This is a genomic window from Herbaspirillum sp. VT-16-41, from assembly GCF_001994935.1.
GTDB classification, from domain to species: domain Bacteria; phylum Pseudomonadota; class Gammaproteobacteria; order Burkholderiales; family Burkholderiaceae_D; genus Herbaspirillum; species Herbaspirillum frisingense.
The window spans coordinates 15,777-39,259 of the sequence record NZ_MUXB01000144.1 but is presented as its reverse complement, the minus strand read 5'-3'; the positions used below and the strand labels follow the sequence as shown (position 1 = coordinate 39,259).

The 23,483-nt window shown below is 64.0% G+C and carries 22 protein-coding genes and 1 riboswitch; of the genes, 16 read left to right on the top strand and 6 right to left on the bottom strand.

The genetic code is table 11. The features are described 5' to 3' along the window. Positions 1 to 31 precede the first annotated feature (31 nt). Genes BTM36_RS23460 through BTM36_RS23445 form a run of 4 tightly spaced genes read left to right on the top strand, consistent with a single transcriptional unit; the run spans position 32 to position 4,145 of the window. Complete coding sequence (locus BTM36_RS23460; protein ID WP_077238178.1) at positions 32 to 1,072, top strand: ABC transporter ATP-binding protein; 1,041 nt, start codon at positions 32 to 34, stop codon at positions 1,070 to 1,072. Between the two features lie 53 nt (positions 1,073 to 1,125). Next, positions 1,126 to 2,418, top strand: a complete 1,293-nt coding sequence (locus BTM36_RS23455) for an ABC transporter substrate-binding protein (protein WP_077238177.1) — start codon at positions 1,126 to 1,128, stop codon at positions 2,416 to 2,418. 24 nt (positions 2,419 to 2,442) lie between these two features. Continuing rightward, entirely contained in the window at positions 2,443 to 3,318 is an 876-nt protein-coding gene (locus BTM36_RS23450) for a carbohydrate ABC transporter permease (protein WP_077238176.1), read from the top strand. Continuing rightward, positions 3,315 to 4,145, top strand: coding sequence for a carbohydrate ABC transporter permease (locus BTM36_RS23445; protein WP_077238175.1), 831 nt, complete (start codon positions 3,315 to 3,317; stop codon positions 4,143 to 4,145). Before BTM36_RS23450 ends, BTM36_RS23445 begins: the two co-directional genes overlap by 4 nt. Before the next feature lie 6 nt (positions 4,146 to 4,151). Here BTM36_RS23445 and bamE read toward each other — a convergent pair whose 3' ends face one another. Further along, positions 4,152 to 4,679 carry an outer membrane protein assembly factor BamE gene (gene bamE, locus BTM36_RS23440; protein ID WP_006465473.1) on the bottom strand — a complete coding sequence of 176 codons (528 nt, stop codon included), beginning with the start codon at positions 4,677 to 4,679 and terminating at the stop codon, positions 4,152 to 4,154. A 71-nt stretch (positions 4,680 to 4,750) separates the two neighbouring features. On the opposite strand from bamE, the gene BTM36_RS23435 reads away from it, so the two are divergent. The 4 genes from BTM36_RS23435 to BTM36_RS23420 all read left to right on the top strand — a co-directional run bounded on the left by BTM36_RS23435 (position 4,751) and on the right by BTM36_RS23420 (position 7,669). Then, positions 4,751 to 4,954 (top strand): DUF3460 family protein, encoded by a 204-nt coding sequence (locus BTM36_RS23435; RefSeq protein WP_077238174.1) that lies wholly within the window; start codon positions 4,751 to 4,753, stop codon positions 4,952 to 4,954. Positions 4,955 to 4,963: 9 nt separating this feature from the next. Beyond that, positions 4,964 to 5,860: a ScpA family protein gene (locus BTM36_RS23430; RefSeq protein WP_077238173.1), complete on the top strand. Its 897-nt coding sequence runs from the start codon at positions 4,964 to 4,966 to the stop codon at positions 5,858 to 5,860. A gap of 78 nt (positions 5,861 to 5,938) precedes the next feature. Then, entirely contained in the window at positions 5,939 to 6,778 is an 840-nt protein-coding gene (gene panC / locus BTM36_RS23425; protein ID WP_077238172.1) for a pantoate--beta-alanine ligase, read from the top strand. A gap of 3 nt (positions 6,779 to 6,781) precedes the next feature. Beyond that, a complete protein-coding gene (locus BTM36_RS23420; RefSeq protein WP_077238171.1) occupies positions 6,782 to 7,669 on the top strand; it encodes a cobalamin-binding protein in 888 nt (295 codons plus the stop codon). A 46-nt stretch (positions 7,670 to 7,715) separates the two neighbouring features. Here BTM36_RS23420 and BTM36_RS23415 read toward each other — a convergent pair whose 3' ends face one another. The 4 genes from BTM36_RS23415 to BTM36_RS23400 all read right to left on the bottom strand — a co-directional run bounded on the left by BTM36_RS23415 (position 7,716) and on the right by BTM36_RS23400 (position 12,377). Next, complete coding sequence (locus BTM36_RS23415; RefSeq protein WP_077238170.1) at positions 7,716 to 8,327, bottom strand: porin family protein; 612 nt, start codon at positions 8,325 to 8,327, stop codon at positions 7,716 to 7,718. 248 nt (positions 8,328 to 8,575) lie between these two features. Then, positions 8,576 to 9,358: an ABC transporter ATP-binding protein gene (locus tag BTM36_RS23410; protein WP_077238169.1), complete on the bottom strand. Its 783-nt coding sequence runs from the start codon at positions 9,356 to 9,358 to the stop codon at positions 8,576 to 8,578. Then, positions 9,355 to 10,338: an iron ABC transporter permease gene (locus tag BTM36_RS23405; protein WP_174616904.1), complete on the bottom strand. Its 984-nt coding sequence runs from the start codon at positions 10,336 to 10,338 to the stop codon at positions 9,355 to 9,357. Before BTM36_RS23405 ends, BTM36_RS23410 begins: the two co-directional genes overlap by 4 nt. Before the next feature lie 44 nt (positions 10,339 to 10,382). Continuing rightward, complete coding sequence (locus BTM36_RS23400; protein ID WP_077238168.1) at positions 10,383 to 12,377, bottom strand: TonB-dependent receptor; 1,995 nt, start codon at positions 12,375 to 12,377, stop codon at positions 10,383 to 10,385. A 78-nt stretch (positions 12,378 to 12,455) separates the two neighbouring features. After that, positions 12,456 to 12,775: riboswitch (cobalamin riboswitch) on the bottom strand. A 541-nt stretch (positions 12,776 to 13,316) separates the two neighbouring features. On the opposite strand from BTM36_RS23400, the gene BTM36_RS23395 reads away from it, so the two are divergent. After that, a complete protein-coding gene (locus tag BTM36_RS23395; protein WP_077238167.1) occupies positions 13,317 to 14,072 on the top strand; it encodes a protein phosphatase CheZ in 756 nt (251 codons plus the stop codon). Continuing rightward, positions 14,072 to 15,985, top strand: coding sequence for a chemotaxis protein CheA (locus tag BTM36_RS23390; RefSeq protein WP_077238166.1), 1,914 nt, complete (start codon positions 14,072 to 14,074; stop codon positions 15,983 to 15,985). The genes BTM36_RS23395 and BTM36_RS23390 overlap by 1 nt, the downstream gene beginning before the upstream one ends. Before the next feature lie 84 nt (positions 15,986 to 16,069). On the opposite strand, the gene BTM36_RS23385 is transcribed toward BTM36_RS23390, so the two are convergent. Continuing rightward, positions 16,070 to 17,011: a CysB family HTH-type transcriptional regulator gene (locus tag BTM36_RS23385; RefSeq protein WP_077238165.1), complete on the bottom strand. Its 942-nt coding sequence runs from the start codon at positions 17,009 to 17,011 to the stop codon at positions 16,070 to 16,072. A 186-nt stretch (positions 17,012 to 17,197) separates the two neighbouring features. On the opposite strand from BTM36_RS23385, the gene BTM36_RS23380 reads away from it, so the two are divergent. From BTM36_RS23380 to BTM36_RS23355, 6 genes are all read left to right on the top strand, one after another. Then, a complete protein-coding gene (locus tag BTM36_RS23380) occupies positions 17,198 to 17,971 on the top strand; it encodes a sulfite exporter TauE/SafE family protein (RefSeq protein WP_006465658.1) in 774 nt (257 codons plus the stop codon). A 67-nt stretch (positions 17,972 to 18,038) separates the two neighbouring features. Next, on the top strand, positions 18,039 to 19,736 hold the full coding sequence (locus BTM36_RS23375; protein WP_077238164.1) for a nitrite/sulfite reductase: 1,698 nt from the start codon (positions 18,039 to 18,041) through the stop codon (positions 19,734 to 19,736). Continuing rightward, the gene (locus BTM36_RS23370; protein ID WP_077238163.1) at positions 19,729 to 20,256 is read left to right on the top strand and encodes a DUF934 domain-containing protein; all 528 of its coding nucleotides are present in this window, start codon (positions 19,729 to 19,731) and stop codon (positions 20,254 to 20,256) included. Before BTM36_RS23375 ends, BTM36_RS23370 begins: the two co-directional genes overlap by 8 nt. 146 nt (positions 20,257 to 20,402) lie before the next feature. Continuing rightward, positions 20,403 to 21,134, top strand: coding sequence for a phosphoadenylyl-sulfate reductase (locus tag BTM36_RS23365; RefSeq protein ID WP_077238162.1), 732 nt, complete (start codon positions 20,403 to 20,405; stop codon positions 21,132 to 21,134). A gap of 71 nt (positions 21,135 to 21,205) precedes the next feature. Beyond that, positions 21,206 to 22,141 (top strand): sulfate adenylyltransferase subunit CysD, encoded by a 936-nt coding sequence (gene cysD, locus BTM36_RS23360; protein WP_077238161.1) that lies wholly within the window; start codon positions 21,206 to 21,208, stop codon positions 22,139 to 22,141. Then, entirely contained in the window at positions 22,141 to 23,472 is a 1,332-nt protein-coding gene (locus tag BTM36_RS23355) for a sulfate adenylyltransferase subunit 1 (RefSeq protein WP_077238160.1), read from the top strand. The genes cysD and BTM36_RS23355 overlap by 1 nt, the downstream gene beginning before the upstream one ends. Positions 23,473 to 23,483: the final 11 nt, after the last annotated feature.

Here is a 23,483-nt window from a genome sequence, read left to right as displayed (position 1 = left end):
TGCATCTTTAGTCCATCACCAGGAACAGCACATGGCAGCGATTTCCCTGCGCGGCGTCGGCAAACACTGGGGCCAGGCCCAGGCAGTCAAGGACATCGATTTCGAGGTGAAGTCGGGCGACTTCACGGTCCTGCTGGGGCCGTCCGGTTGCGGCAAGTCCACCACCCTGCGCCTGATCGCCGGGCTGGACAAACCCAGCAGCGGCAGCATTCATATCGACGGCCAGGATGTGACGCAACTGGCACCGGCGCAGCGCAAGATTTCCATGGTGTTCCAGTCCTATGCGCTGTTCCCGCACCTGACGGTGCGCGACAACATCCTGTTCGGCGTGCGCGTGCGCAAGGAGCCGCGCAGCAACCATGCGGCGCGCCTGCAGCGCGTGGCCGACCTGCTCGGCCTGAGCCACCTGCTGGAACGCCGCCCGGCACAGCTGTCCGGCGGCCAGCAACAGCGTGTGGCACTGGGGCGGGCCATCATCGCCGATGCCCCGGTCTGCCTGATGGACGAGCCGCTGTCCAACCTCGACGCCCAGTTGCGCCAGGAAATGCGGCGCGAAATCCGCGCCCTGCAGCAGCAACTGCAGATGACCATGATCTACGTCACCCACGACCAGACCGAAGCCATGAGCATGGCCGACCAGGTGATCCTGCTGCGCGAAGGCCACATCGAACAGGACGCGCCCCCGGCCGAGCTGTATGCCCGGCCCGCGACCGCCTTCGCCGCCCGCTTCATCGGCACGCCGCCGATGAATCTGCTGGCGCTGGCGCCGCATCCCCAGGGCATGGCCATCAGCGGCAGCACGGTGCTCATCCCCGCCGCCGGCCAGTTGCCGCTGCAGCTGGGTCTGCGTCCCGAGCACATCCGCCTGGCCGACCAGGGCGTGCCGGCGCAGGTGGAGACGGTCGAGTATTTCGGTGCCGACACCATCGTGGGTGCGCGCATCGGCGCGGCCGCCCTGCTGGTGCGCGCCCCCGGCCAGCACCGGCTGGCCATTGGCGAGACCGTACACCTGGCCTGGGATGAACGTGACCAGACCTTCTTCGAAGGCGACAGCGGCCGACGCCGCCCCTGAACCAACGACCGATTTCCGCAGCAAGCCAACCTTCCACCTCATGGAGATGCATCATGCGTAGAACCTTCCTCAAGTCCCTGGCCGCACTGGCCGTCAGCGCCGCTTTCAGCGCCCCGGTCCTGGCCGCCAACCCGGTCGAGATCAGCTTCTATTACCCGGTCGCCGTCGGCGGCGCAGTGACCAAGACCATCGACAGCATGGTGGCCGACTTCGAAAAGGCCAACCCCGACATCAAGGTCAAGGCCATCTATGCCGGCACCTACCAGGAAAGCATCGTCAAGGCGCTGACCGCCTTCAAGGGCGGCACCCCGCCGACCCTGGCCGTGCTGCTCTCCACCGACCTCTTCACCCTGATCGACGAGAACGCCATCGTTCCCATCGACAGCCTGGCCAACAGCGCCGAAGACAAGAAGTGGATCGACGGCTTCTACAAGGGCTTCATGGAAAACAGCCAGACCGAAGGCAAGACCTGGGGCATTCCCTTCCAGCGCTCGACCATCGTGATGTACTACAACAAGACCCTGTTCAAGGAAGCCGGCCTGAACCCCGAGAAGGCACCCGCCACCTGGAATGAGATGGTGGACGCCGCCAAGAAACTGACCAAGCGCGACGCCGCCGGCAACGTCAGCCAGTGGGGTGTGAAGATTCCTTCCACCGGTTTCGGCTACTGGATGTTCCAGGCCATGACGGCCTCCAACGACACCATCCTCATGAACAGTGCCGGCACCAAGACCTATTTCGACAAGCCCGGCGCGGTGCAGGCCCTGCAGCACTGGGTTGACCTGGCCGCCCGCGACAAGGTGATGCCGGCCGGTGCCATCGAATGGGGCACCACCCCCAAGGACTTCCTGGAACAGAAGGCCGCCATGGTCTGGACCACCACCGGCAACCTGACCAATATCCGCACCAACGCCAGCTTCCCCTTCGGCGTGGCGATGCTGCCGGGCATCAAGCATCCGGGCAGCCCCACCGGTGGCGGCAACTTCTATGTCTTCAACAAGACCTCCCCGGCCGAGCAGCAGGCGGCGATGAAGTTCATCCGCTTCGCCACCGAACCGGCGCGCGCAGCCCAGTGGTCGATCGCCACCGGCTACGTGGCACCGCGCCAGGACGCCTGGGATACGCCGGAAATGAAGAAGTACCTGCAGGACGTCCCGGCCGCCGATGTCGCCCGCGAACAGATGAAATATGGCGTGGCCGAACTCTCCACCCACGACAACCAGCGCGTGACCAAGGCCCTGAACGACAACCTGCAGGCCGCGCTGTCCGGCACCAAGACCCCGGACGCGGCCCTGAAGGACGCCCAGCGCGAAGCCGAGCGCATCCTGCGCGCCTACGGTCGCTAAGCGCCGCCTGCACAAGGCCTGCCGATGAAACGCCTGCCCTCCTCCGTGCTGCCCTGGCTGCTGCTGTCGCCGGCGATGGTGCTGCTGATCGCCTTCACGCACTATCCGGCGCTGGCGACCCTTTGGCACAGCTTCTTTTCCACGCCCAAGGGAGCGCGACCGTCGGTCTTCGTCGGCCTGGACAACTACCGGCTCATGGTCGAGGACCCGGTGTTCTGGCAGGCCTTGTGCAACAACCTCTGGTTCGCCCTGGGGACCATCCCGGTGGCGATCGCCCTGGCCATCCTGATGGCGCTGTGGGTCAACGAGAAACTGGCCGGGCGCGGCGTGCTGCGCCTGGCCTATTTCACCCCCACGGTGTTGCCGATGATCGCCGTGGCCAATATCTGGCTGTTCTTCTACACGCCGCAGTACGGCCTGCTGGAGCAGATCACCGGCGCGCTCGGCCTGCCCTCGCACAACTGGCTGGGCAATCCGCATAGCGTGCTGGCTGCGCTGATGGTGGTGGCGATCTGGAAGGAAGCCGGCTTCTTCATGATCTTCTACCTGGCCGCGCTGCAACAGATTTCGCCGGTGCTGGCCGAGGCGGCCGCGCTGGAGGGGGCATCGCGCTGGCAATACTTCTGGCGGGTGCAATTCCCGCTGCTGATGCCGACCACCCTGTTCGTGCTGATCAACGCCCTGATCAATGCCTTCCGCCTGGTCGACCACATCGTGGTCATGACCCGCGGCGGCCCCGACAACGCCAGTTCGCTGCTGCTGTACTACATCTATGAAGTCGGCTTCGCCTTCTGGGATTCGTCCTACGCGGCGGCCCTGACGGTGGTGTTGCTGGCCTTGCTGGGCCTCATCGCGCTGGTGAAATTCCGCATTCTCGACCGGAGGACCCACTACCAATGAACGCACCCGGCTCCCCCTTCGGCCAGCACTACCGCGTGCTGGAAACCCTGTCCGCCTGGGTGCTGGCGCTGCTGTGGCTGTTGCCGCTGCTGTATGCGCTGTGGACCGCCTTCCACCCGGCTGCCTACGCCACCCGCTTCGTGCCGGACGCGCCGCTGACCTTGCAGAACTTCGTCAATGCCTGGCAATCAGCGCCGTTCCTGCGCTATTTCCTCAATACCTTCCTGCTGGTGACGATGATCCTGGCAGCCCAGGTAGTACTGGCCACGCTGGCCGCCTATGCCTTCGCGCGCTTCACTTTCCGTGGCAGTAATGTGATGTTCATGCTGGTCTTGCTGCAATTGATGGTGATGCCCGACATCCTCATCGTGGAGAACTACCAGACCATGAACCTGCTGGGCCTGCGCGACACCATCCTTTCCATCGGCCTGCCCTATTTCGCCTCGGCCTTCGGCATCTTCCTGCTGCGCCAGACCTTCAAGACGGTGCCCCGTGAACTGGATGAAGCGGCCACCGTGGAAGGCGCCTCGGCCTGGCAGATCCTGATGCAGGTCTATGTACCGCTGGCGCGGCCGATCTACATCGCCTTCGGGCTGGTATCGGTGAGCACGCACTGGAACAACTTCCTGTGGCCGCTGATCGTGACAAACTCGGTGCAGTCGCGGCCGCTGACGGTGGGCCTGCAGGTGTTTTCCTCCACCGACCAGGGGGTGGACTGGTCCATCATCACCGCCGCCACGCTGATGACCTCGGCACCGCTGCTGCTGGCCTTCCTGCTGTTCCAGCGGCAGTTCGTGCAGTCGTTCATGCGGGCGGGGATACGCTGATCGGCTTCAGTGGCCCGATATCTCCGAAATCGACATCCGCACCACCTTCCGGGTGGTCATGTCGAAATGGACGTTGAAGAGGCGATCCTCGTGGACGTAGTGGTACTTCCAGTCCCACACTTCCTCATTCTTGCGGGCAAACTGCACCACGCTGCGCGGGCGGCCGAACTGGCGGCGGATCTGCTCGGCGCTCATGCCCGGGCGGATGGTGTCGAAATGTTCCTGGGTCAAGACCTGGGTGTAATCGACCAGGGTGCCGGAGGCGCCGATGGCGAACATCCAGGTGCGGATGCCTTCCGGCCCCTTGGGATATTCCAGCGTGCGGGCGCCGTTGCCGTCGTCCCAGATGGTATCGGGCTGGCCCATGACGCCGCGCACGTCGGCCTCGCTGGAAATGCCCTTCTGCAGCTTGTCCAAACCGAACTCCTGGATGGGATTGCCGTTGCGGTCGCAGCCAAACATTGCCAAAGCAGCAAGAAAAGCACCAAATTTGCCGGCATGGCGACGCAAGCGTATGAATAAGGGTTCACGCATAGGTATTTGATTATCCCTGATGAAGACAAGGTAAAATACGGCCTCTGTGTAACATTTGGCCTGAAAATATCATGCTCTTCGGAAAAAAGACCACCTACGTATCTGAGATCACCCAGTTCATCGACGAACTGAAGACGAAGAACCCGAAGCTGGAAGAATCGCAGCGCGACGGCCGCGCCCTGCTGTGGGACAAGGAACCGCTGGACCTGGACAAGTCCGCCCGTGAGAAGGCCTCGCGCGTGGCGCAACAGCCCTACGTCTACCAGAGCCACTAAGCTTTTCGCATGACGGCTCAAGCAGGTGGCGCCGAATCCGCCGGCCAGGCCGGCGCGGAACCCAGCGCCGACGCCATCGACATCACCCCCGCAGGACAACAGGACAGCACGCCCGATGTGATCGACGGCGTGGCATTGGCACGTCTGTATGGCGAACCGCTGTTCCAGCTGCCCAATGACCTCTACATCCCGCCAGATGCGCTGGAGGTGTTCCTGGAAGCCTTCCAGGGGCCGCTGGACCTGCTGCTGTACCTGATCCGCAAGCAGAATTTCAACATCCTCGACATCCCGCTGGCGCAGGTCACTGCCCAGTACCTGGAATACGTCGAACAGATCCGCAAGCAGAACCTGGAACTGGCCGCCGAATACCTGCTGATGGCGGCCATGCTGATCGAAATCAAGTCGCGCATGCTGCTGCCGGCCAAGAAGGCCGAGCCCGGCGAGGAACCCGAAGACCCGCGCGCCGAGCTGGTGCGCCGCCTGCTGGAATACGAGCAGATCAAGCTGGCCGCCCAGGAACTGGACCAGTTGCCGCAGGTCGGCCGCGATTACGTACGCACCCAGGTGCATATCGAGCAGACCGTGGTCACCCGCTGGCCCGAGGTCAACATGGACGACCTCAAGGCGGTCTGGGCCGATATCCTCAAGCGCGCCAAGCTGACCCAGCACCACCACATCAGCCGCGAGGAACTGTCGGTGCGCGAGCACATGACCGGCATCCTGCGCCGCCTGCAGACGGCGCGCTTCGTCGAGTTCTCGGACCTGTTCGATCCTTCGCGCGGCGTCCCGGTGGTGGTGGTCAACTTCATCGCCCTGCTCGAGCTGGCCAAGGAGACGCTGATCGAAATCACCCAGGCCGAAGCCTTCGCCCCCATCTATGTCAGACTGTCGTACTCGCCCAGCTAGGCTGGCGAGGATCACTGACATCCCCGGGCAGCGCACACATGGCAGCCGCGCCGTCCGCCCCGCAACCAGAGACTCCGCATGAAAATCATTTCCTCCATCGAAGAACTCCGTGACCACCTGCGCGGCCAGTTGCGCACCGCCTTCGTGGCGACCATGGGCAACCTGCACGAAGGCCACCTCTCGCTGATGCGCCTGGCGCGCACCCATGGCGACCCGGTGGTGGCATCGATCTTCGTCAATCGCCTGCAGTTCGGCCCCAACGAGGACTTCGACAAGTATCCGCGCACCTTCCAGGCCGACGTCGAGAAGCTGGAGAAGGAAGGCGTCTACGTGCTCTTCGCGCCGACCGAAAAGGACATGTATCCGGAGCCGCAGGAATACCGCGTGCAGCCGCCCAACGACCTGGGCAACATCCTGGAGGGCGAGTTCCGTCCCGGTTTCTTCACCGGCGTATCGACCGTGGTGATGAAGCTGTTCTCCTGTGTGCAGCCACGCGTGGCGGTGTTCGGGAAGAAGGATTACCAGCAGCTGATGATCGTGCGCAACATGGCGCGCCAGTTCGCCCTGCCCACCGAGATCGTCGGCGCCGAGACCTATCGTGCCGAGGACGGCCTGGCGCTGTCGTCGCGCAATGGCTACCTGTCGCCGGCCGAACGCGCCGAGGCGCCGCTGCTCTACAAGGTCTTGAACGACGTCGCCAATGAAGTGCGCGGTGGTCAGCACAATGTGGCGCTGGTGGAGCAACTGGCCATGGAACGCCTGGCCGGTCGCGGCTGGCAGCCTGACTACGTGGCCGTGCGCAAGCGCATCGACCTGCAACCGCCGACAGCTGCCGACATGGAACAGGGTACGCCGCTGGTGGTGCTGTCCGCTGCCAAGCTGGGCGCGACCCGTCTGATCGACAACCTCGAAGTCTGACGCATGCGGGCGGCCGCGTCATTCGGACTGGCCGTCCTGGCCCTGTTCAGCAGCGCTGCTGCCCATGCGGCAATCACCGTGCAGGACGACCTGGGCCAGAGCGTGACCCTGGCGCAACCGGCACAGCGCATCGTCAGCCTGGCGCCGCACGTGACCGAACTGCTTTATGCGGCCGGTGCCGGCGCCAGACTGGTTGGCGTGAGCAACCATAGCGACTACCCCCCGCCAGCGACCAGCCTGCCCACCCTGGGCGGCTACAACGCGCTCGACATGGAGCGCATCCTCAGCCTGAAACCGGACCTGATCGTGGCCTGGCACAGCGGCAACAAGCCGCTCCAGATTGCGCGCCTGCGCAGCTTCGGCATCCCCGTCTATGAGAGCCAGCCGGCCGACTTCGGCATGGTGGCAAGCTCTCTGGAAAAGCTGGGTCACCTGGCGGGCAGCGATGCCGCCGCACAAGCTGCGGCTGCGAGCTTCCGCGCCCGTTGGCAAGAACTGGCCACGCACTACCAGGGCCGTGCGCCGGTAAGCGTGTTCTACCAGATCTGGAGCCAGCCGTTGATGACGCTCAACGGCCAGCACATGGCCTCGGCAGTGCTGCGCCTGTGCGGTGGTCGCAATCTCTTCGCCGATCTGCCGCAACTGGCACCCACCATCAGCGTGGAAGCCGTGCTGGCAGCCGATCCCCAGGTCATCCTCACCCCCGGTGACGCTCGTGACCAGCCGCTGGAACGCTGGAAGCAGTTCCCGCGCCTGCGCGCAGTGCGCGACGGGCAGCTTTACACGATCAATGCGGACTGGATGAACCGGGCCGGGCCGAGAGTGCTGGAGGCCGCCGAAGAGGTCTGCGGGAAGCTGGAGCAGGCGCGCCGGATGGCGCCTGCTCCATAAAAAACATCCCTCGCCAGGAGGGATGTCGAGGATAAGGGAGTGATCTTCAGAAGCGGTATTTCAGGCCGGCTGCGAAGAGATTGACGTCGACTTTGGATTGGCCACCCAGACCTTCATAACGGGTGTAGCCGCCGTTGATGCTGAAGCTCTTGGTCAGATCGTATTCATAGCCCAGACCCAGCAGGTAGCCGGTCCCCGACTTGGACGCCCGCTCGCTGACGCTGCCGGAAAATCCAAAACCACTATACTCATAGCGAACATCTTCGGTGAACTTGGCCTGGGTGATCCCCGCCTTGAAATAGACGCCCGGCAGAACGTTGGAGAATTTGTAGGCGGCCGTCAGATCGAAACCGCTGACGCGCACCTTCGCGGTGTCGCGCGAGAAGCGGTCGCTGTCTTCAATACTGGCTTCGCCAATACGGAAGTAGCCCATCTCGACAGAGAAATTGGGCGTGAACTGATACCCGCCCCCAAAGCGAAACATGCCAGCATCGTTTTTCTCGATGGTGCCTGGCGAATGCTCGACATCAATATCGTAGTGCGCTGCGCCGCCTTCTAGACCGACATAAAAGCCTGGCCCGGACTTCACGGCCTGTGCCGCCACGGTGGCACAGGCGACCGACAGCAAGCCGGCAGCCATTAGGTGCATTTTCTTCATCTGTTCCTCTTGTCATGATGTGAAAGAAACTTCCCGGCAGACTGGATGGACTGGCCGGGCGGGGCTACCGGAAACACGAAGTACGTGGACCGGATAGCGGGCAGCGATGATAGAAGTGGGGCAATGCAGGGAAAAGCGCGAAGAAAAAAGGCGACCAAAATCTCGCAGTTTCACGACATCAAAATCGTTAGATCTTGAGATTGAAGTGAATTTCGTGACGTGGATGTAGCGCGCAAGCGACGTGGTATTCAGCCGGGCGGCAAGGGCAGGAACTGCAGCATCCCGTCTGTCTCAACCTGCACGAAGCGGCAGCCAAAGGCTGCCTCCAGCGCCGCAGGCCGGCATATCTCTTGTGCCGGCCCTGCCCAGCGCTGCCCCTCGGCCAGCAACAGCACATGCGTCGCAAAACGACTGGCAAGGTTGATATCGTGGCAGCTTGCCACCACGCCCTTGCCCCCTGCGGCGAGGTCGTGCAGCAAGGTCATGAGCTGCAGTTGCGCGGCGACGTCCTGGTGCGAGGTCGGTTCATCCAGCAGATACAGCTCGGGGTCCTGTGCCAGCAAGGTCGCCAGTCCGACACGCTGGCGCTCGCCACCGGAGAGCTGCAGCAAGTCCGCCGCAGCCAGCGACGACAGACCTACGCGCTCCAGCGACTCCAGCGACAGGGCCTCATCCTCGGCAGTCGCCTGCCAGCCGCCGTGATGCACGAAGCGTCCGGCCAGCACCGCCTCGATCACCGGCATGGAAAAAGCGTCGTGCTGCTGTTGCAGCAGCAGGCCACGATGGCGCGCCATCTCCGCCGGCGACAGGCCTTGCAGTGGCTGCCCCAGCAGTTGCCACTGCCCGGCATGGGTCGGCTGCAAGCCGGCGGCGGCGTGCAGCAATGTGCTCTTGCCGATGCCGTTGCGCCCCAGCACACACCAGAATTCCCCGGGTCGCACCTGCCAGTCCAAACCTTCCAGCAGGATACGGGAGCCCACCTGCAGCGACACCTGCTGTGCCTGCAGTATGAAAGAAGCTGGCGCGCTCATGAACGCCCCCGCGCCAGCAACCACAAGAAGCAAGGTACCCCGATCAGCGCCGTGATCACGCCCACCGGCAACTGCACCGGGGCGACCACGGTGCGCGCCAGCAGGTCGGCCAGGGTCAGCGCCGCGCCGCCGCCCAGCATGGCTCCGGGCAACAGCAGTCGCTGGTCGTTGCCGATCAACAGGCGCAGGCCATGCGGCACCACCAGTCCGACAAACCCGATGGTGCCGGCCATGGCCACCGCCATGGCGGTACAGGCCGCTGCCGTGCACAGCACCATCACCCGCAGCCGCAGCACCGGTACGCCCAGCAACTGGGCAAAGGCATCGCCTCGCGCCAGCAGGTTCAGCGCCGGTGCGTAACGCAGGGCCCACAGCAAGGCCAGTATCAATACCGCTGCCGTCACCGGCAGCAAGCGGGCATCGTCAAGATCGCCGATCAGCCAGAACACCATGCCACGCAATTGCGCGTCAGGGGCCACCGACAAGGCCAGCGAAATCAGCGCGCCAAATCCCGCCGCCAGCATCACCCCGGTCAGCAACAGGCGCTGGCTGGACAGCAGGGGCGAAATGGCCAGATGCCGCAGCGACTGGCGCACCAGGCCGAACAACAGCAGCATGGCCACGGCCGCGCCCAGCAGCGCCCCCGGGGCGGTCGCCAACTGCACCGGCCAGCCCAGATGCAGCGCCGCCAACATGGCCAGCAATGCGCCCGCTGCCGAACCACCGGAGAGGCCCAATACATAAGGGTCAGCCAGTGGATTGCGCAACAGCACCTGCATCAATGCGCCCGACAAGGCCAGTGCCGCGCCTACCGCAAAGGCCGTGAACGCACGCGGCACGCGCAGGGACAGCAGCAGCGAGACCGAGTCGGCCGAGGCCGAGGGACGCAGGCAACCCGTGCTGCCGCACAAGGCCGCTGCCGTCAGCGAAAGCAGGGACAGCAGCAGCAAGGTGCACAGCACGGGGAGGAAGCGTCGCATCGGCGGCAGGCCAGGATCAGGAAGGAAAATTCATGAAGTCCGCATCAAAAGTCATAGCGGGCCGTGAATTTTACCGCCCGGCCGTCTTCCGGGTAGATGCCCGAGACCGAACCCCCGCTGCAGTCATAGGCCTGGGAGTAATACTTGCGGTCGGCCAGGTTGGTTCCGGTCAGGGCAAATTCCCAGGCGCTCACGCGCAGCGCGTAACGGGCGTCGAAGGTGGTGAAGGAAGGCATCTTGGCGCAGGTGTTGGCGAAATCGTTGCCCATGCGCTGGCGGTCCACCCAGCGCGCCCCGACATCGGCGCTGTGCTGGCCGGACTTCCAGTTGAGCCGGGTGGTGAAGGTATTGGCCGGCACCAGCGCCAGTTGATTGCCACTGTTGGCCCCCTCCTCGAAGCGGGCGTCAATGTGCTGGTAGGTGGCGTTCACGCCCAGGGTTTCGGTCAGCTGCAGGCGCCCCTCCACTTCCACGCCCTGGTGGCGGGTGGGCGCCAGGTTGCTGTTGGCACCGAAGCCGCCATTGGCGGTGGGATCGTAATAGAGCTCGTCACGCAGACGGTGGCGGAACCAGCGCAGTGTCAGCTGCTGCCCGGTCTTGCCCAGGGTGGCCCCCAGCTCCAGGTCGTGCGACACCTGGGGCTTGAGCACGGCACCGGTGGGCAGCGCGGTGTAGCCGTTTTCGTCCGGCGTGGCCAGGCGATAGCTCTGGCCGGTCTTGGCAAAGGCGCGCAGCAGTGGCAGCGGCGCATAGCTAGCCTGCAGGTCCCAGGCATTGACGGCGCTGTTGCGGTCGTACAGGCCGGAATCGCTCTGCTGGTTGAACACTTCGCGCCTTACACCTGCGGCCAGGCGGGCGTTGCGGGCGAATTCGATTTCGTCGCGCAGGTAGAGTGCCTTGGAGCGCTGGGCGGCATCGCTGTTGCCGTAGCTGGCGTTGTTATAGGCCGTCCATTCGGCCAGGTCGATGCCGGCGATGGCTTCGTTCTTCCACGCCCCCTGATCGATCACATGACGCAGGCGCGGCGAGAATTGCGTGCCGCGGATATTGACCTGGGTAGTTGACCCGCTGCTGACATAGCTGGAGCGGGAGATCTTTTCGCGGTGGGCCAGCTCGGCGGCGACATCGAAGGCGCCGAAACGGCGTTCCAGGAAGGCCGTCACACTGTCGTTGTCGTAGGAGCCGCGGTCCAGCGGCTTGCTGGTCTGGCGGGCATTGGCCTCGTACTGTGCCTGGGTCAGGCTGCCGGGCAGGCCGTAATCGGCACGCGACAGGGTGGCACGCAGGCCGAAGCGCCAGTCGCTGGCGAACCACTGCACGGTGGAGCTGAGGTTTTCCTGGCTGGACTGGGCGTTGTCGCGCCAGTTGTCGCTGCGCGACTTGGCATAGCTGGCGTCGATGGAAAAGTTGTCCCAGCCGCGCGAGACCAGTGCCCGCCCGCCGCGCAGCCCCTGGCTGCCGACCTCGCCCACCACAGTGCCGTGGCCGCTGTTGGCCTGCGGTCGGCGCGTGATGATCTGGATGGTGCCGCCGGTGGCGCCGCTGCCGTACAGCACGCTGCTGCCGCCACGCACGATCTCGATGCGTTCGATGTTCTCGATGGGGATGGAGGACAGCAGCGGTGTGCTCAGTTCGTTTTCGGAAATGCGCACGCCGTCCAGCAGCACCACCATGTTCTGGTCGCCATTGGTGCCGAAGCCGCGCAGGTCCAGCGGGAAGTCCTTGGGCCCGGCCAGGCTCTGGCGGCCATACACCCCACCCAGCTTGCGGATGGCTTCATTGGCATTGTCGATGCCGGCTTCGCGGATCTGCTCGGCAGTGATGACGGTGGCCGCCACCGGCGGGAAGGTCGGGTCATTGGGAAAACGTGAGGCCGACACCACCACCGGCGCGAGTGCCGCCGCCGGCTCGATAGCCGGGGTGCCGGTCGCGGCCAGGGATGCCTGCGCCAGGGCCGACAGGATCAGGGTGCTGCCCAGGCTGAGGGCAAAAAGGGGACGCTGGCCGCCGTGGCTGGCCGGGGAATTGACGTTATGCATGGAAAAGACTCGGTGAAGTGGTCCGGCCTGCTTCCCCGCGGGCCGGAATCAACGGAAGCCGCACCGGCATCGCCACGCGCAGTTTCCTCCCGTTCTGGCCGGTCTCCGGGCTGCAGGCATGACCATCGGCCTTCCCATGCAGCGCCGTGTACGTCAGCCGGCCAGCGCTGGCCGATTGAACCGGACACGGAACCTGCACAGTGGCATGGGGGATGGTGTTGCCGGCAACACGTGACGTCTCGTCATGGTGTCACTGTATCGCCGGCGCCTGGTTACCGTTGCGGGGGCAGCACACCTTGACCAGCCCCGCCCGCGTGCCGCGAACCGAACTGGTGCGTGTTTCCCGTTTAACTGCCGGCAAGAACGCGCCGGCGGGCACCAAAACGGCGCCATTGTAGGCGTGCCAGGCGGGCATCACAAGTCGCTACAGGCCGGCGCCTGCCAAATACAAGGCAAAAATCGGCCAAATTTAAGACCACAGGCCATCCTGATGTAAATCAGCACAAGCCCGGCATGCGTATTGCTTTAAAGAAAAAGCCAGATAGAATTCGAACTTATATCGAAAAAATTCGATTTTTTACGAATTTATTTCGGAGAGACGCCCCGAGCCGGCTTGCCACAAGGGGCGAAAAAACGAAACAAATGGGGGGATTTCACTCGCTGTTTGGCCGATGAGATGGCTGTACCCGGCCCTATACTCGGCGCCATGGCATCGTCGACCCGCTGACCGTCTGGTCCGCTGGCCTCACCTGTCATCCCTGAATCGTTGTCGTGGTCTGCGAGCCTTCAGACTCCGCCCTTGCCTGCCGATATCTATTGGATATCCCGGATGGGACGGTTGCTGTGCCTCCCGGAACGACGCATTTGATCCGCCTACGGGCAACTTTGCATAGCAGTGCGCCGCCGAGCGCACCACATTTGTTGGGAGAATCAGTAATCATGAGCGACGACGTTGATCTGGAAGCATTGTTTGACGAAATTTCCTCGCAGACCTTACCGGGCATGACCGCCGGCGAGGCTGGCGCGGCTGCCGGTGCCGCTGGTGGGGCAGCCGGTGCGGGCGACGATGCCCAGCAGGCGCAGGAAGATCAGAGCGACAAGCCCATGTATGAACGCCTGGGTGGCATCGTCCGTCTGCTGCATGATTCGATGCGCGAACTGGGCTACGACCGCTCCCTGACCGATGTGGCCGAGCAGATCGGCGACGCCCAGAACCGCCTGGAACACATCGCCACCCTGACCGAGCAGGCCGCCAACAAGGTGCTCAATGCGCTGGACTCCGGCATGCCCGCGCAGGACCGCCTGCAGGAGCAGGCCAAGGACATCAACGAACGCTGGGCCAAGCTCTATGCCGGTCAGCTGAACATCGAAGAATTCAAGAAACTGGCGGGCGACTCGCAGAAGTTCTCGACCTCGGTGATCGAATCGACCGAAGCGGAAAAGGCCCGCATGCTGGAAATCATGATGGCCCAGGACTTCCAGGACATCACCGGCCAGCTGATCAAGAAGATCGTGGGCATCACCACCACCGCCGAACGCGAACTGGCGCAATTGCTGCGCGACAATGCGCCGGCTGAAGTGCGCGCCCAGATCGAGGCAGAAAAGCCGGTTACCCTGATGAACGGCCCCGCCTCGCCGGGTACCGCCATGGGCCAGACCGATGTGGACGACTTACTCGACAGCCTGGGGTTCTAATGGATGACGAAATGCTCAAGGATTTTGTCGTTGAAGCGTTGGAGTTGGCGACCAACGTGGAAGAGCATCTGCTGACGCTCGAACGACATCCTGATGACCTTGAAATCCTCAATGCGGTCTTCCGCGCCTTCCACACCATCAAGGGCGGCGCCGGGTTCGTGAACCTGCCGGCCATGGTGTCGGCCTGCCACCTGACCGAAAACCTGTTCGACGCCCTGCGTACCGGCAAGGCGCCGGTGACGCCGCTGGCGATCGAAGCGGCGCTGCAGGCCAGCGGCTTCGTGGCCGACCAGTTGAACGAACTGTCCAATGGCGCCGCGCCCGACAGCCTGGCTTCGATGCCGGCCGAACTGAAGGACATCCTGACCCAGGCCATCGAAGGCAAGAGCGATGCGGCCCCGGCCGCCGCCCCTGCTGCTGCGGCACCGGTTGCGGCCGCGGTCGCGCCGGTGGCTGCGGCCGCCGCCAGCGCCCCGGCGGCCAGCGTCGATGGCAGCGCCAGCGTGATGAAGAATGGCGAACTGGACTGGCCCGCGCTGTACCAGGCCCTGGTGCCAGGCGCCGCAGTGGCCGCACCTGCGGCTGAGGCTGCGACCGACGCCGCGCCGGCAGCAGCCCCTGTGGCCGCCGCAGCAGCGGCTGCTCCGGCCGCCGCCCCGGCTGCCGATGGCGAACCGAAGGCCGCAGCACCCGCCCAGCACAACCGTCGCGCCAGTGACACGGGCGGCAGTGCCAAGGAAGAAAGCATCCGTATCGATGCCGGCAAGCTCGACGCCCTGCTGGAAGTGGCCGGCGAATCGGTGCAGGCCGCCAACCAGGCCGCCGTGCTGCTGGAAAAGCTGCAACAGTTCAAGTTCGAAGGCACGGCTGCCGCGCTGATGTCGACCCTGGCCGAAACCCTGGGCCGCGCCTCGCGTTATTCCAGCGAACTGCAACGTGCCACCCTGTCCACCCGCATGCAGCCGGTGGGCCGACTGTTCCAGAAATTCCCGCGACTGGTGCGCGAACTGGCCAAGGACCTGGGCAAGGACGTGGACCTGGTCATCACTGGTGCCGATACCGAAGTCGACCGCGTGGTGGTGGACAGCCTCTACGACCCGCTGGTGCACATGCTGCGCAACTCGCTGGACCACGGCATCGAAGTGGACCGCGCCGCCGCCGGCAAGTCCAACAAGGCGACCATCTCGCTGCACGCCTGGCAGGCCGGCAGCAGCGTCATGATCGAAGTGTTCGACGACGGCAAGGGCATGGACCCGGACATGCTGCGCAACAAGGCGCTGGCCAAGGGCCTGATCACCGAACACCAGGCGCTGACCTCGGACGAGGCGCTGCAACTGGTGTTCCTGCCCGGTTTCTCGACCAAGGAAGTGGCCTCCAGCGTCTCCGGACGCGGCGTGGGCATGGACGTGGTCAAGACCGCCGTGGAAAAGCATCGCGGCACCATCCGCATCGACTCCACCATCGGCAAGGGCACCAAGTTCTCGATCCGCCTGCCGATCGAACTGTCGATCATCCCGACCATGCTGGTGCGCTGCGCCGGCGCCCCGCTGGCCCTGCCGATGGCGGTGGTCGAACGCGTGGTGGAACTGCCGGAGACCTTCGACGAGGTCGGCGGTGCCCCGGTGCTGCGCGACCAGGGTCGTCCGCTGCCGGTCAATTCGCTGGCCGGTGTCCTGGGCTACGAGCCGGGCAATGAGCGCGTGGGCATCGTCATGGCGGTACCGCATCCCTACATCCTGGGGGTGGAATCGGTGGAAGGCACGGCCGACCTGGTGATCAAGCCGCTGACCGCGATCCACACTGCCGGCATCACCGGTACGGCCCGCTCGGCCGAGGGCGAACTGGTGCTGGTGGTGGGCCTGTCCTTCCTGCTGGACGGCTGCCGCGACATGGAACGCACTGCCGTGGCATAAGCCGCACTGCAGTACGGACAAGGCAAAACGGCCGGATCGTCATCGATCCGGCCGTTTTGTCTTGTCATCACCCCCTTGGCGGGCTCAGAGCTCGTACATGTCCTTCTCTCCCTCCATCACCTGGGCGATCAGCTTGCGGTTCAGGGTCGGTGCCAGCAATTCGATGAAGGTATAGACATAGCCGCGCAGGTAGGCACCCTGCTTCAAGGCCACGCGCGAGACATTGGTACCGAACAGGTGGCCCGCAGGAATCGCCCGCAGGCCACGGTCGCGCTCGGCATCGAAGGCGATGCCGGCGATGATGCCCACGCCCATGCCCAGTTCCACATAGGTCTTGATGACGTCGGCATCGATGGCTTCCAGCACCACGTCGGGCTTCAACTGGCGCAGCGAGAAGGCGTGATCGATCTTGCTGCGGCCACTGAAGGCCGAGTCATAGGTGATCAGCGGATTGCCCGCGATCTCTTCCAGCGTCAGGCTCCTGGACTGCAGCAGCGGGTGCTCCGGTGGCACCACCACCACGTGCTCCCATTGATAGCAGGGCAGTGACACCAGACCCTCGCCGGAGGCCAGGGCTTCGGTGGCGATGGCGATGTCGGCCTGGTCGTTGCGGACCATCTCGGTGATCTGCTTGGGATTGCCCTGCAGCAATGAAAGATGCACTTTCGGATACTTCTGGGTGAAGGCCTGCACCACCTTGGGCAAGGCATAACGCGCCTGGGTATGGGTGGTGGCGATGGTAAAGCTGCCGCTGTCATGCGCGGCGAACTCCTTGCCGATGCGTTTCAGGCCATCCACCTCCTGCATGATCAGCTCCACCGAGCGCAGCACTGCCCGGCCCGGCTCGGTCAGGCCACGGATGCGCTTGCCGTGGCGGGTGAAGATATCCACACCCAACTCTTCTTCCAGCTCGATGATGGCCTTGGAGACGCCCGGCTGCGAGGTGTAGAGCGCCTTGGCGGCCTCGGTGAGGTTGAAGTTCTGCCTTACCGCTTCACGTACGAAACGGAACTGATGAAGATTCATGTGGAAATTCCTTCGCTTCTACCTTGCGCGGCGTCCGCATGTGCGTTTGCGTTTGTATTTGCGACGTCCGCCTGCCTCATTTGCCGCATTTCCATATGCCAAAGGCGTATATAAGCAAATAAATACTATGTAGTTTGGTTTGAAACATAAGTTTATTACGATTCGCAGACTAATGGGCGAGGTGTTATGACTGTTTCTTATGTAGTAAGCGGATTTGCCGTAGGACTGCTGGTCGGCCTGACCGGGGTCGGCGGCGGCTCGCTCATGACGCCCCTGCTGACCTTGCTGTTCGGCATCCACCCTTCCGTGGCGGTCGGTACCGACCTGGCCTTTGCCTCGGCCACCAAGACCGCCGGCACCCTGGCCCACCGTTTCAAGGGGACAGTGCGCTGGGACGTAGTACGTCGCCTCTCCTATGGCGCCCTGCCCGCTGCGCTGGTGACTACGCTGCTGCTGAAGCATTTCGGCGCCGTCAGCGAGGGCATCGCCCTGACCATCCGTTATTCGATCGCCATCTCGGTGTTCCTGACCGTGATCGCGCTGCTGTTCCGTTCGCGCATGCAGGCCTGGCTCAATGCCAACCCGCAACGCCAGCTGCAAGGCGCTACCCTGTCCAACGCCACCATTGCCGCCGGCGTCCTGCTGGGCACGCTGGTGACCATCTCCTCCATCGGCGCCGGTGCGGTGGGCGCGACCTTGCTGGTCTTGCTGTATCCTCGCCTGACGCCGGCCGAGATCGCCGGCACCGACATTGCCTATGCCGTCCCGCTGACCGCCATTGCCGCACTGGGTCACTGGTGGCTGGGGTCGATCAACTGGGAATTGCTGGCCACCCTGCTGCTGGGGTCGGTACCGGGCATCACCATCGGTTCGCTCGCGGCGCGGGCGGTGCCGGAGAAATTCTTGCGTGGCCTGCTGGCCATTACGCTGACGAGCGTTGCAGTCAAGCTGATTTGGTAGGCTGATTTTCAATCGGGCGCACCTTGCTTCACGGGTCGCCCATCAAGACGTTAACAGGGAAAACAAGATGTACCGCTATGACCAATACGATCACCTGATCGTCAAAGAGCGAGTCGCACAATACCGGGACCAGGTGCGTCGGCGCCTGTCGGATGAGCTGGCCGAAGACGAATTCCGCATCCTGCGCCTGCAAAATGGCCTGTACCTGCAACGCCATGCCTACATGCTGCGCATCGCCATCCCCTACGGCATGCTGGCTTCCAACCAACTGCGCAAGTTCGCCGAGATCGCCGTCAAGTACGACCGCGGCTATGGCCACTTCACTACCCGCCAGAACATCCAGTTCAACTGGATCAAGCTGGAAGAATCCCCGGAAATCCTGGAGCAGCTGGCCAGCGTGGAAATGCATGCCATCCAGACCTCCGGCAACTGCATCCGCAACACCACCTCGGACGAGCTGGCCGGCGTGGCCGCCGACGAGATCGTGGACCCGCGCCCGTATGCCGAACTGATCCGCGAGTGGAGCACCTTCCACCCCGAGTTCGCCTACCTGCCGCGCAAGTTCAAGATCGCCATCAGCGGCGCGGCCGAAGACCGTGCCGCCACCGCCGTGCACGACATCGGCCTGCACGTGCTCAGGAACGAGGCCGGCGAAGTGGGCTTCCGCGTGCTGGTCGGCGGCGGCATGGGCCGCACCCCCATCCTGGGCAGCGTCATCCGCGACTTCCTGCCCTGGAAGCACGCCATGTCCTACCTGGAAGCCATCCTGCGCGTCTACAACCAGCATGGCCGCCGCGACAACATGTACAAGGCCCGCATCAAGATCCTGGTCAAGGCCATCGGCCCCGAGGAATTTGCGCGCCAGGTCGAGGCCGAATGGGCCGACATCAAGGACGGCCCCTCCACCCTGACCGAGGAAGAACTGCAGCGCGTGGCCAAGTTCTTCACCGACCCGGCCTACGAAAACCTTCCTGCCGTGGACGCGGAATATGAACGTCTGAAGGCAGAAGACCGTGGCTTTGCCAACTGGATCAAGCGCAACGTCAAGGCGCACAAGAAGCCCGGTTATGCCGCCGTGCTGCTGTCGCTGAAGAAGCCGGGCGTACCCCCGGGCGACATCACGGCTGACCAGATGAACTTCGCCGCCGACCTGGCCGACCAGTACAGCTTCGGCGAACTGCGCGTGACCCACGAACAGAACCTGGTGCTGGCCGACGTCAAGCAGTCCGAACTGTACGCGCTGTGGAAAGCCGCCAAGTCGCACGGCCTGGCCACGCCCAACATCGGCCTGTTGACCGACATCATCTGCTGCCCCGGTGGCGATTTCTGCTCGCTGGCCAATGCCAAGTCGATCCCGATCGCCCAGGCCATCGCCGAGAAGTTCGAGAACATCGATTTCCAGCATGACATCGGCGACATCGAACTCAACATCTCCGGCTGCATCAACGCCTGCGGTCACCACCACGTGGGCAACATCGGCATCCTGGGCGTGGACAAGGACGGTTCCGAGTGGTACCAGGTCTCGCTGGGCGGTGCCCAGGGCAACGAGTCCTCGATCGGCAAGATCATCGGCCCCTCGTTCTCCGCCACCCAGATGCCCACCGTGATCGACCGCCTGCTGCAGGTCTACGTGCAGCAGCGCAATGAGGAAGAACGCTTCATCGATACGGTGCGCCGCATCGGTGTGACCCCGTTCAAGGAATTCGTATACGCAACGCCGATCCGTTCGGCCGAATATGTCGCAGGAGAAGACGCCAATGCCTGAAATCATCAAGAACAAGACCGTCGTCAGTGACGACTGGAGCGTGCTGCGCCTGGCTGAAGGCGAGAGCGCAGAGAGCGTGACCATCCCCGAAGGCCGCGTGATCGTGCCGCTGAAGGTCTGGCAGGCACAGGGCGAGGCACTCAAGTCGCGCCCCGAGATCGGCGTCTGGCTGGCCAGCGACGAGCGTGCCGAAGAGCTGAAGGGCCAGCTGGAGAATTTCCGGGTGGTCGCCGTGGACTTCCCCAAGTTTGCTGACGGCCGTGGCTATTCCATCGCCTACAACCTGCGCGCCCGCCTGAGCTACACCGGCGAGCTGCGCGCCATCGGCGACGTGCTGCGCGACCAGCTGTTCTACATGCAGCGCGTGGGCTTCGATGCCTTTGCCGTGCGCGCCGACAAGAATATCCATGACGCCGTCAAGGGCCTGACCGACTTCTCCGAGAAGTACCAGACCTCCTGGGACGAGAAGAATCCGCTGTTCCGCCGCGTCAAGCGCGAAGCGGTGCAAACGGCGGATTGAACCAAGCCGGAACCATCTCTCCCCGTTCGGGCCGAGTAGCGGCGCAGTCGCGTATCGAAACCTGTCGAAGTGACGCACCGACACAGCGCCTTCGATACGGCCCTTGCAGGGCCTACTCAGTCCGAACGGTGGAAGGAAGAGCAAAGATGACGAACCAAGCCTTGCAAGAACTGATCGCCAAGACCCAGGCCACGCTGGAACGCATCGCCGCCGAATACGCCCCGGCGGCGCTGGCCTCCAGCCTGGCGGCCGAAGACATGGTGCTGACCGACCTGATCCTGCGCGGCAAGCTGCAGGACAAGATCAGCATCTTCACCCTGGAAACCGGCCGCCTGCACAAGGAAACCGTGGGCATGCTGGACCGCATCCGCGAGACCTACGATTACCAGGTCGCACCCTACCGTCCTCAGCCCGAGGCGGTCGACGCCTATGTGCAGAAGAACGGCGCCAATGCCTTCTACGACAGCGTGGAACTGCGCAAGGAATGCTGCCACATCCGCAAGATGGAGCCGCTGACCCGCGCCCTCACCGGCAAGGCCTCCTGGGTGACCGGCCAGCGTCGTGCACAGTCGGTCACGCGTGCCGAACTGCACGTGCAGGAACGCGATGACGCCCACGGCATGGAGAAATTCAATCCCCTGGCGGACTGGTCGGAACAGGACGTCTGGGACTACATCCGCGCCAACGACGTGCCCTACAACCCGCTGCACGACCAGGGTTACCCGTCCATCGGCTGCGAGCCCTGTACCCGCGCCATCCAGCCGGGCGAGGATATCCGCGCCGGCCGCTGGTGGTGGGAGAACCCGGACTCCAAGGAATGCGGCCTGCACGTGGTCGATGGCAAGCTGGTGCGTATCAAGGCGCACGCGGCGGGCTGAACCAGAATTCAAGCAGAGCCACAAACAGAAACAATCAAAGCCACAACAAGCAAAGCATCGGAAGGCCCGGCATGAACACTGCGGTAGACAAACTCTTTTTGGACAACGCCAGCAACCGTCACCTCGACTGGCTGGAATCGGAAGCCATCCACATCATGCGCGAGGTCGCGGCCGAGTGCAGCAACCCGGCGCTGCTGTTCTCGGGCGGCAAGGACTCGGTGGTGCTGCTGCGCATCGCCGAGAAGGCCTTCCGCCCGGGCAAGTTCCCGTTTCCGCTGGTCCACATCGACACCGGCCATAACTTCCCGGAGGTCATCGAGTTCCGTGACCGCCGTGCTGCTGAACTGGGGGAGCGCCTGGTGGTGCGTTCGGTGGAAGATTCGATCAAGCGCGGCACCGTGCGCCTGCGCAATCCGCTGACCGATTCGCGCAACGCGGCCCAGGCGGTGACGCTGCTGGAAACCATCGAGGAATTCAAGTTCGACGCCTGTATCGGCGGCGCGCGCCGCGACGAGGAAAAGGCCCGTGCCAAGGAACGCATCTTCTCCTTCCGCGACGAATTCGGCCAATGGAACCCCAAGGCCCAGCGCCCCGAACTGTGGGACCTGTATAACACCCGCGTTCATCCGGGCGAGAACATGCGCGTCTTCCCCATCTCCAACTGGACCGAATTGGACGTGTGGCAATACATCGCCCGCGAGAAGCTGGCCCTGCCCTCGATCTACTTCGCCCACGAGCGGGAAGTGATCCCGCGCAATGGCCTGCTGGTGCCACTGACTGACCTGACCCCGGCGCGCGACGGCGAGACCGTGGAAAAACAGGTGGTGCGCTTCCGTACCGTGGGCGACATCTCCTGCACCTGCCCGGTCTCCTCTGACGCCGCTTCCGTGGAAGCCATCATCGCCGAGACCGCAGTGACCCAGATTACCGAGCGCGGCGCCACCCGCATGGACGACCAGACGTCCGAAGCCTCGATGGAAAAACGCAAGAAGGAAGGATATTTCTGATGAACGCCGCCGCAACCCAAGAACAACTGGCCAACGCCGCCGCGCCCGCGCACGAACGCGGCCTGCTGCGCTTCATCACCGCCGGCTCCGTGGACGATGGCAAGAGCACCCTGATCGGCCGCCTGCTGTTCGACAGCAAGGGCATCTTCGCCGACCAGCTCGACGCCATCTCGCGCGCCAAGCACAAGCGCACCGTGGGTGACACGGTGGACCTGTCGCTGCTCACCGATGGCCTGGAAGCCGAGCGCGAACAGGGCATCACCATCGACGTGGCCTACCGCTACTTCGCCACGCCCAAGCGCAAGTTCATCATCGCCGATACCCCGGGCCACGAGCAGTACACCCGCAACATGGTCACCGGCGCCTCCACGGCCGACGCGGTGATCATCCTGGTGGACGTGTCCAAGGTGAAGCTGGGCGACGATGGCAGCGTGGAACTGCTGACCCAGACCAAGCGCCACTCCACCATCGCCCACCTGCTGCAGATCCAGCACGTGATCGTGGCCGTCAACAAGATGGACCTGGTGGACTACGACCAGACCGTCTACGACCGCATCGTCGGCGCCTACCAGCAGTTCGCGCAGCAACTGGGCCTGAAGGATGTGCATGCCATTCCGCTGTCGGCCCTGGCCGGGGACAACGTGGTCACCGCCAGCGAGCGCCTGTCCTGGTACCAGGGTCCGACCCTGATCACCCTGCTGGAGTCGCTCTCGGTCTACGAAGATGCGCACGAAGAAGCCTTCCGCTTCCCGGTGCAGCTGGTGGCGCGCCACAACGGTCACGAAGCCAATGATTTCCGCGGCTACATGGGCCGCATCGAAGCCGGCAAGGTCGCCCGTGGTGACAAGCTGGTGGTGCTGCCCAGCGGCCAGAGCGCGACCGTCAAGGACATCCAGACCCTGGATGGTTCCCTGGAGTCGGCCACGGCCGGCCAGTCGGTGACCATCCTGCTGGACGAATACCTGGACATCTCGCGCGGCGACCTGCTGGCCGCCGCCGCCCAGCCCTCGACCATCCTCAAGACCGTCAACGCCGACGTCTGCTGGCTCTCCGAGGAACCGCTGGACCTGCGCCGCAAGTACTGGCTCAAGCACACCACCAAGCAGGTGGCCGCGCGCGTGGCCAAAGTCGATACGCTCCTGGACATCAATACCCAGGAACGCCGCCCGGCCGAGACCCTGAAGCTCAACGACATCGCCCGCATCAGCGTCAACGTGCAGCAGCCCATCGCCGCCGATGCCTACCAGGATATCCGCGCCACCGGCGCCTTCATCCTGATCGACGAAGTGAGCCACCAGACGGTCGCCGCTGGTATGATTCGGATCGACTGATTTTCCTTCGA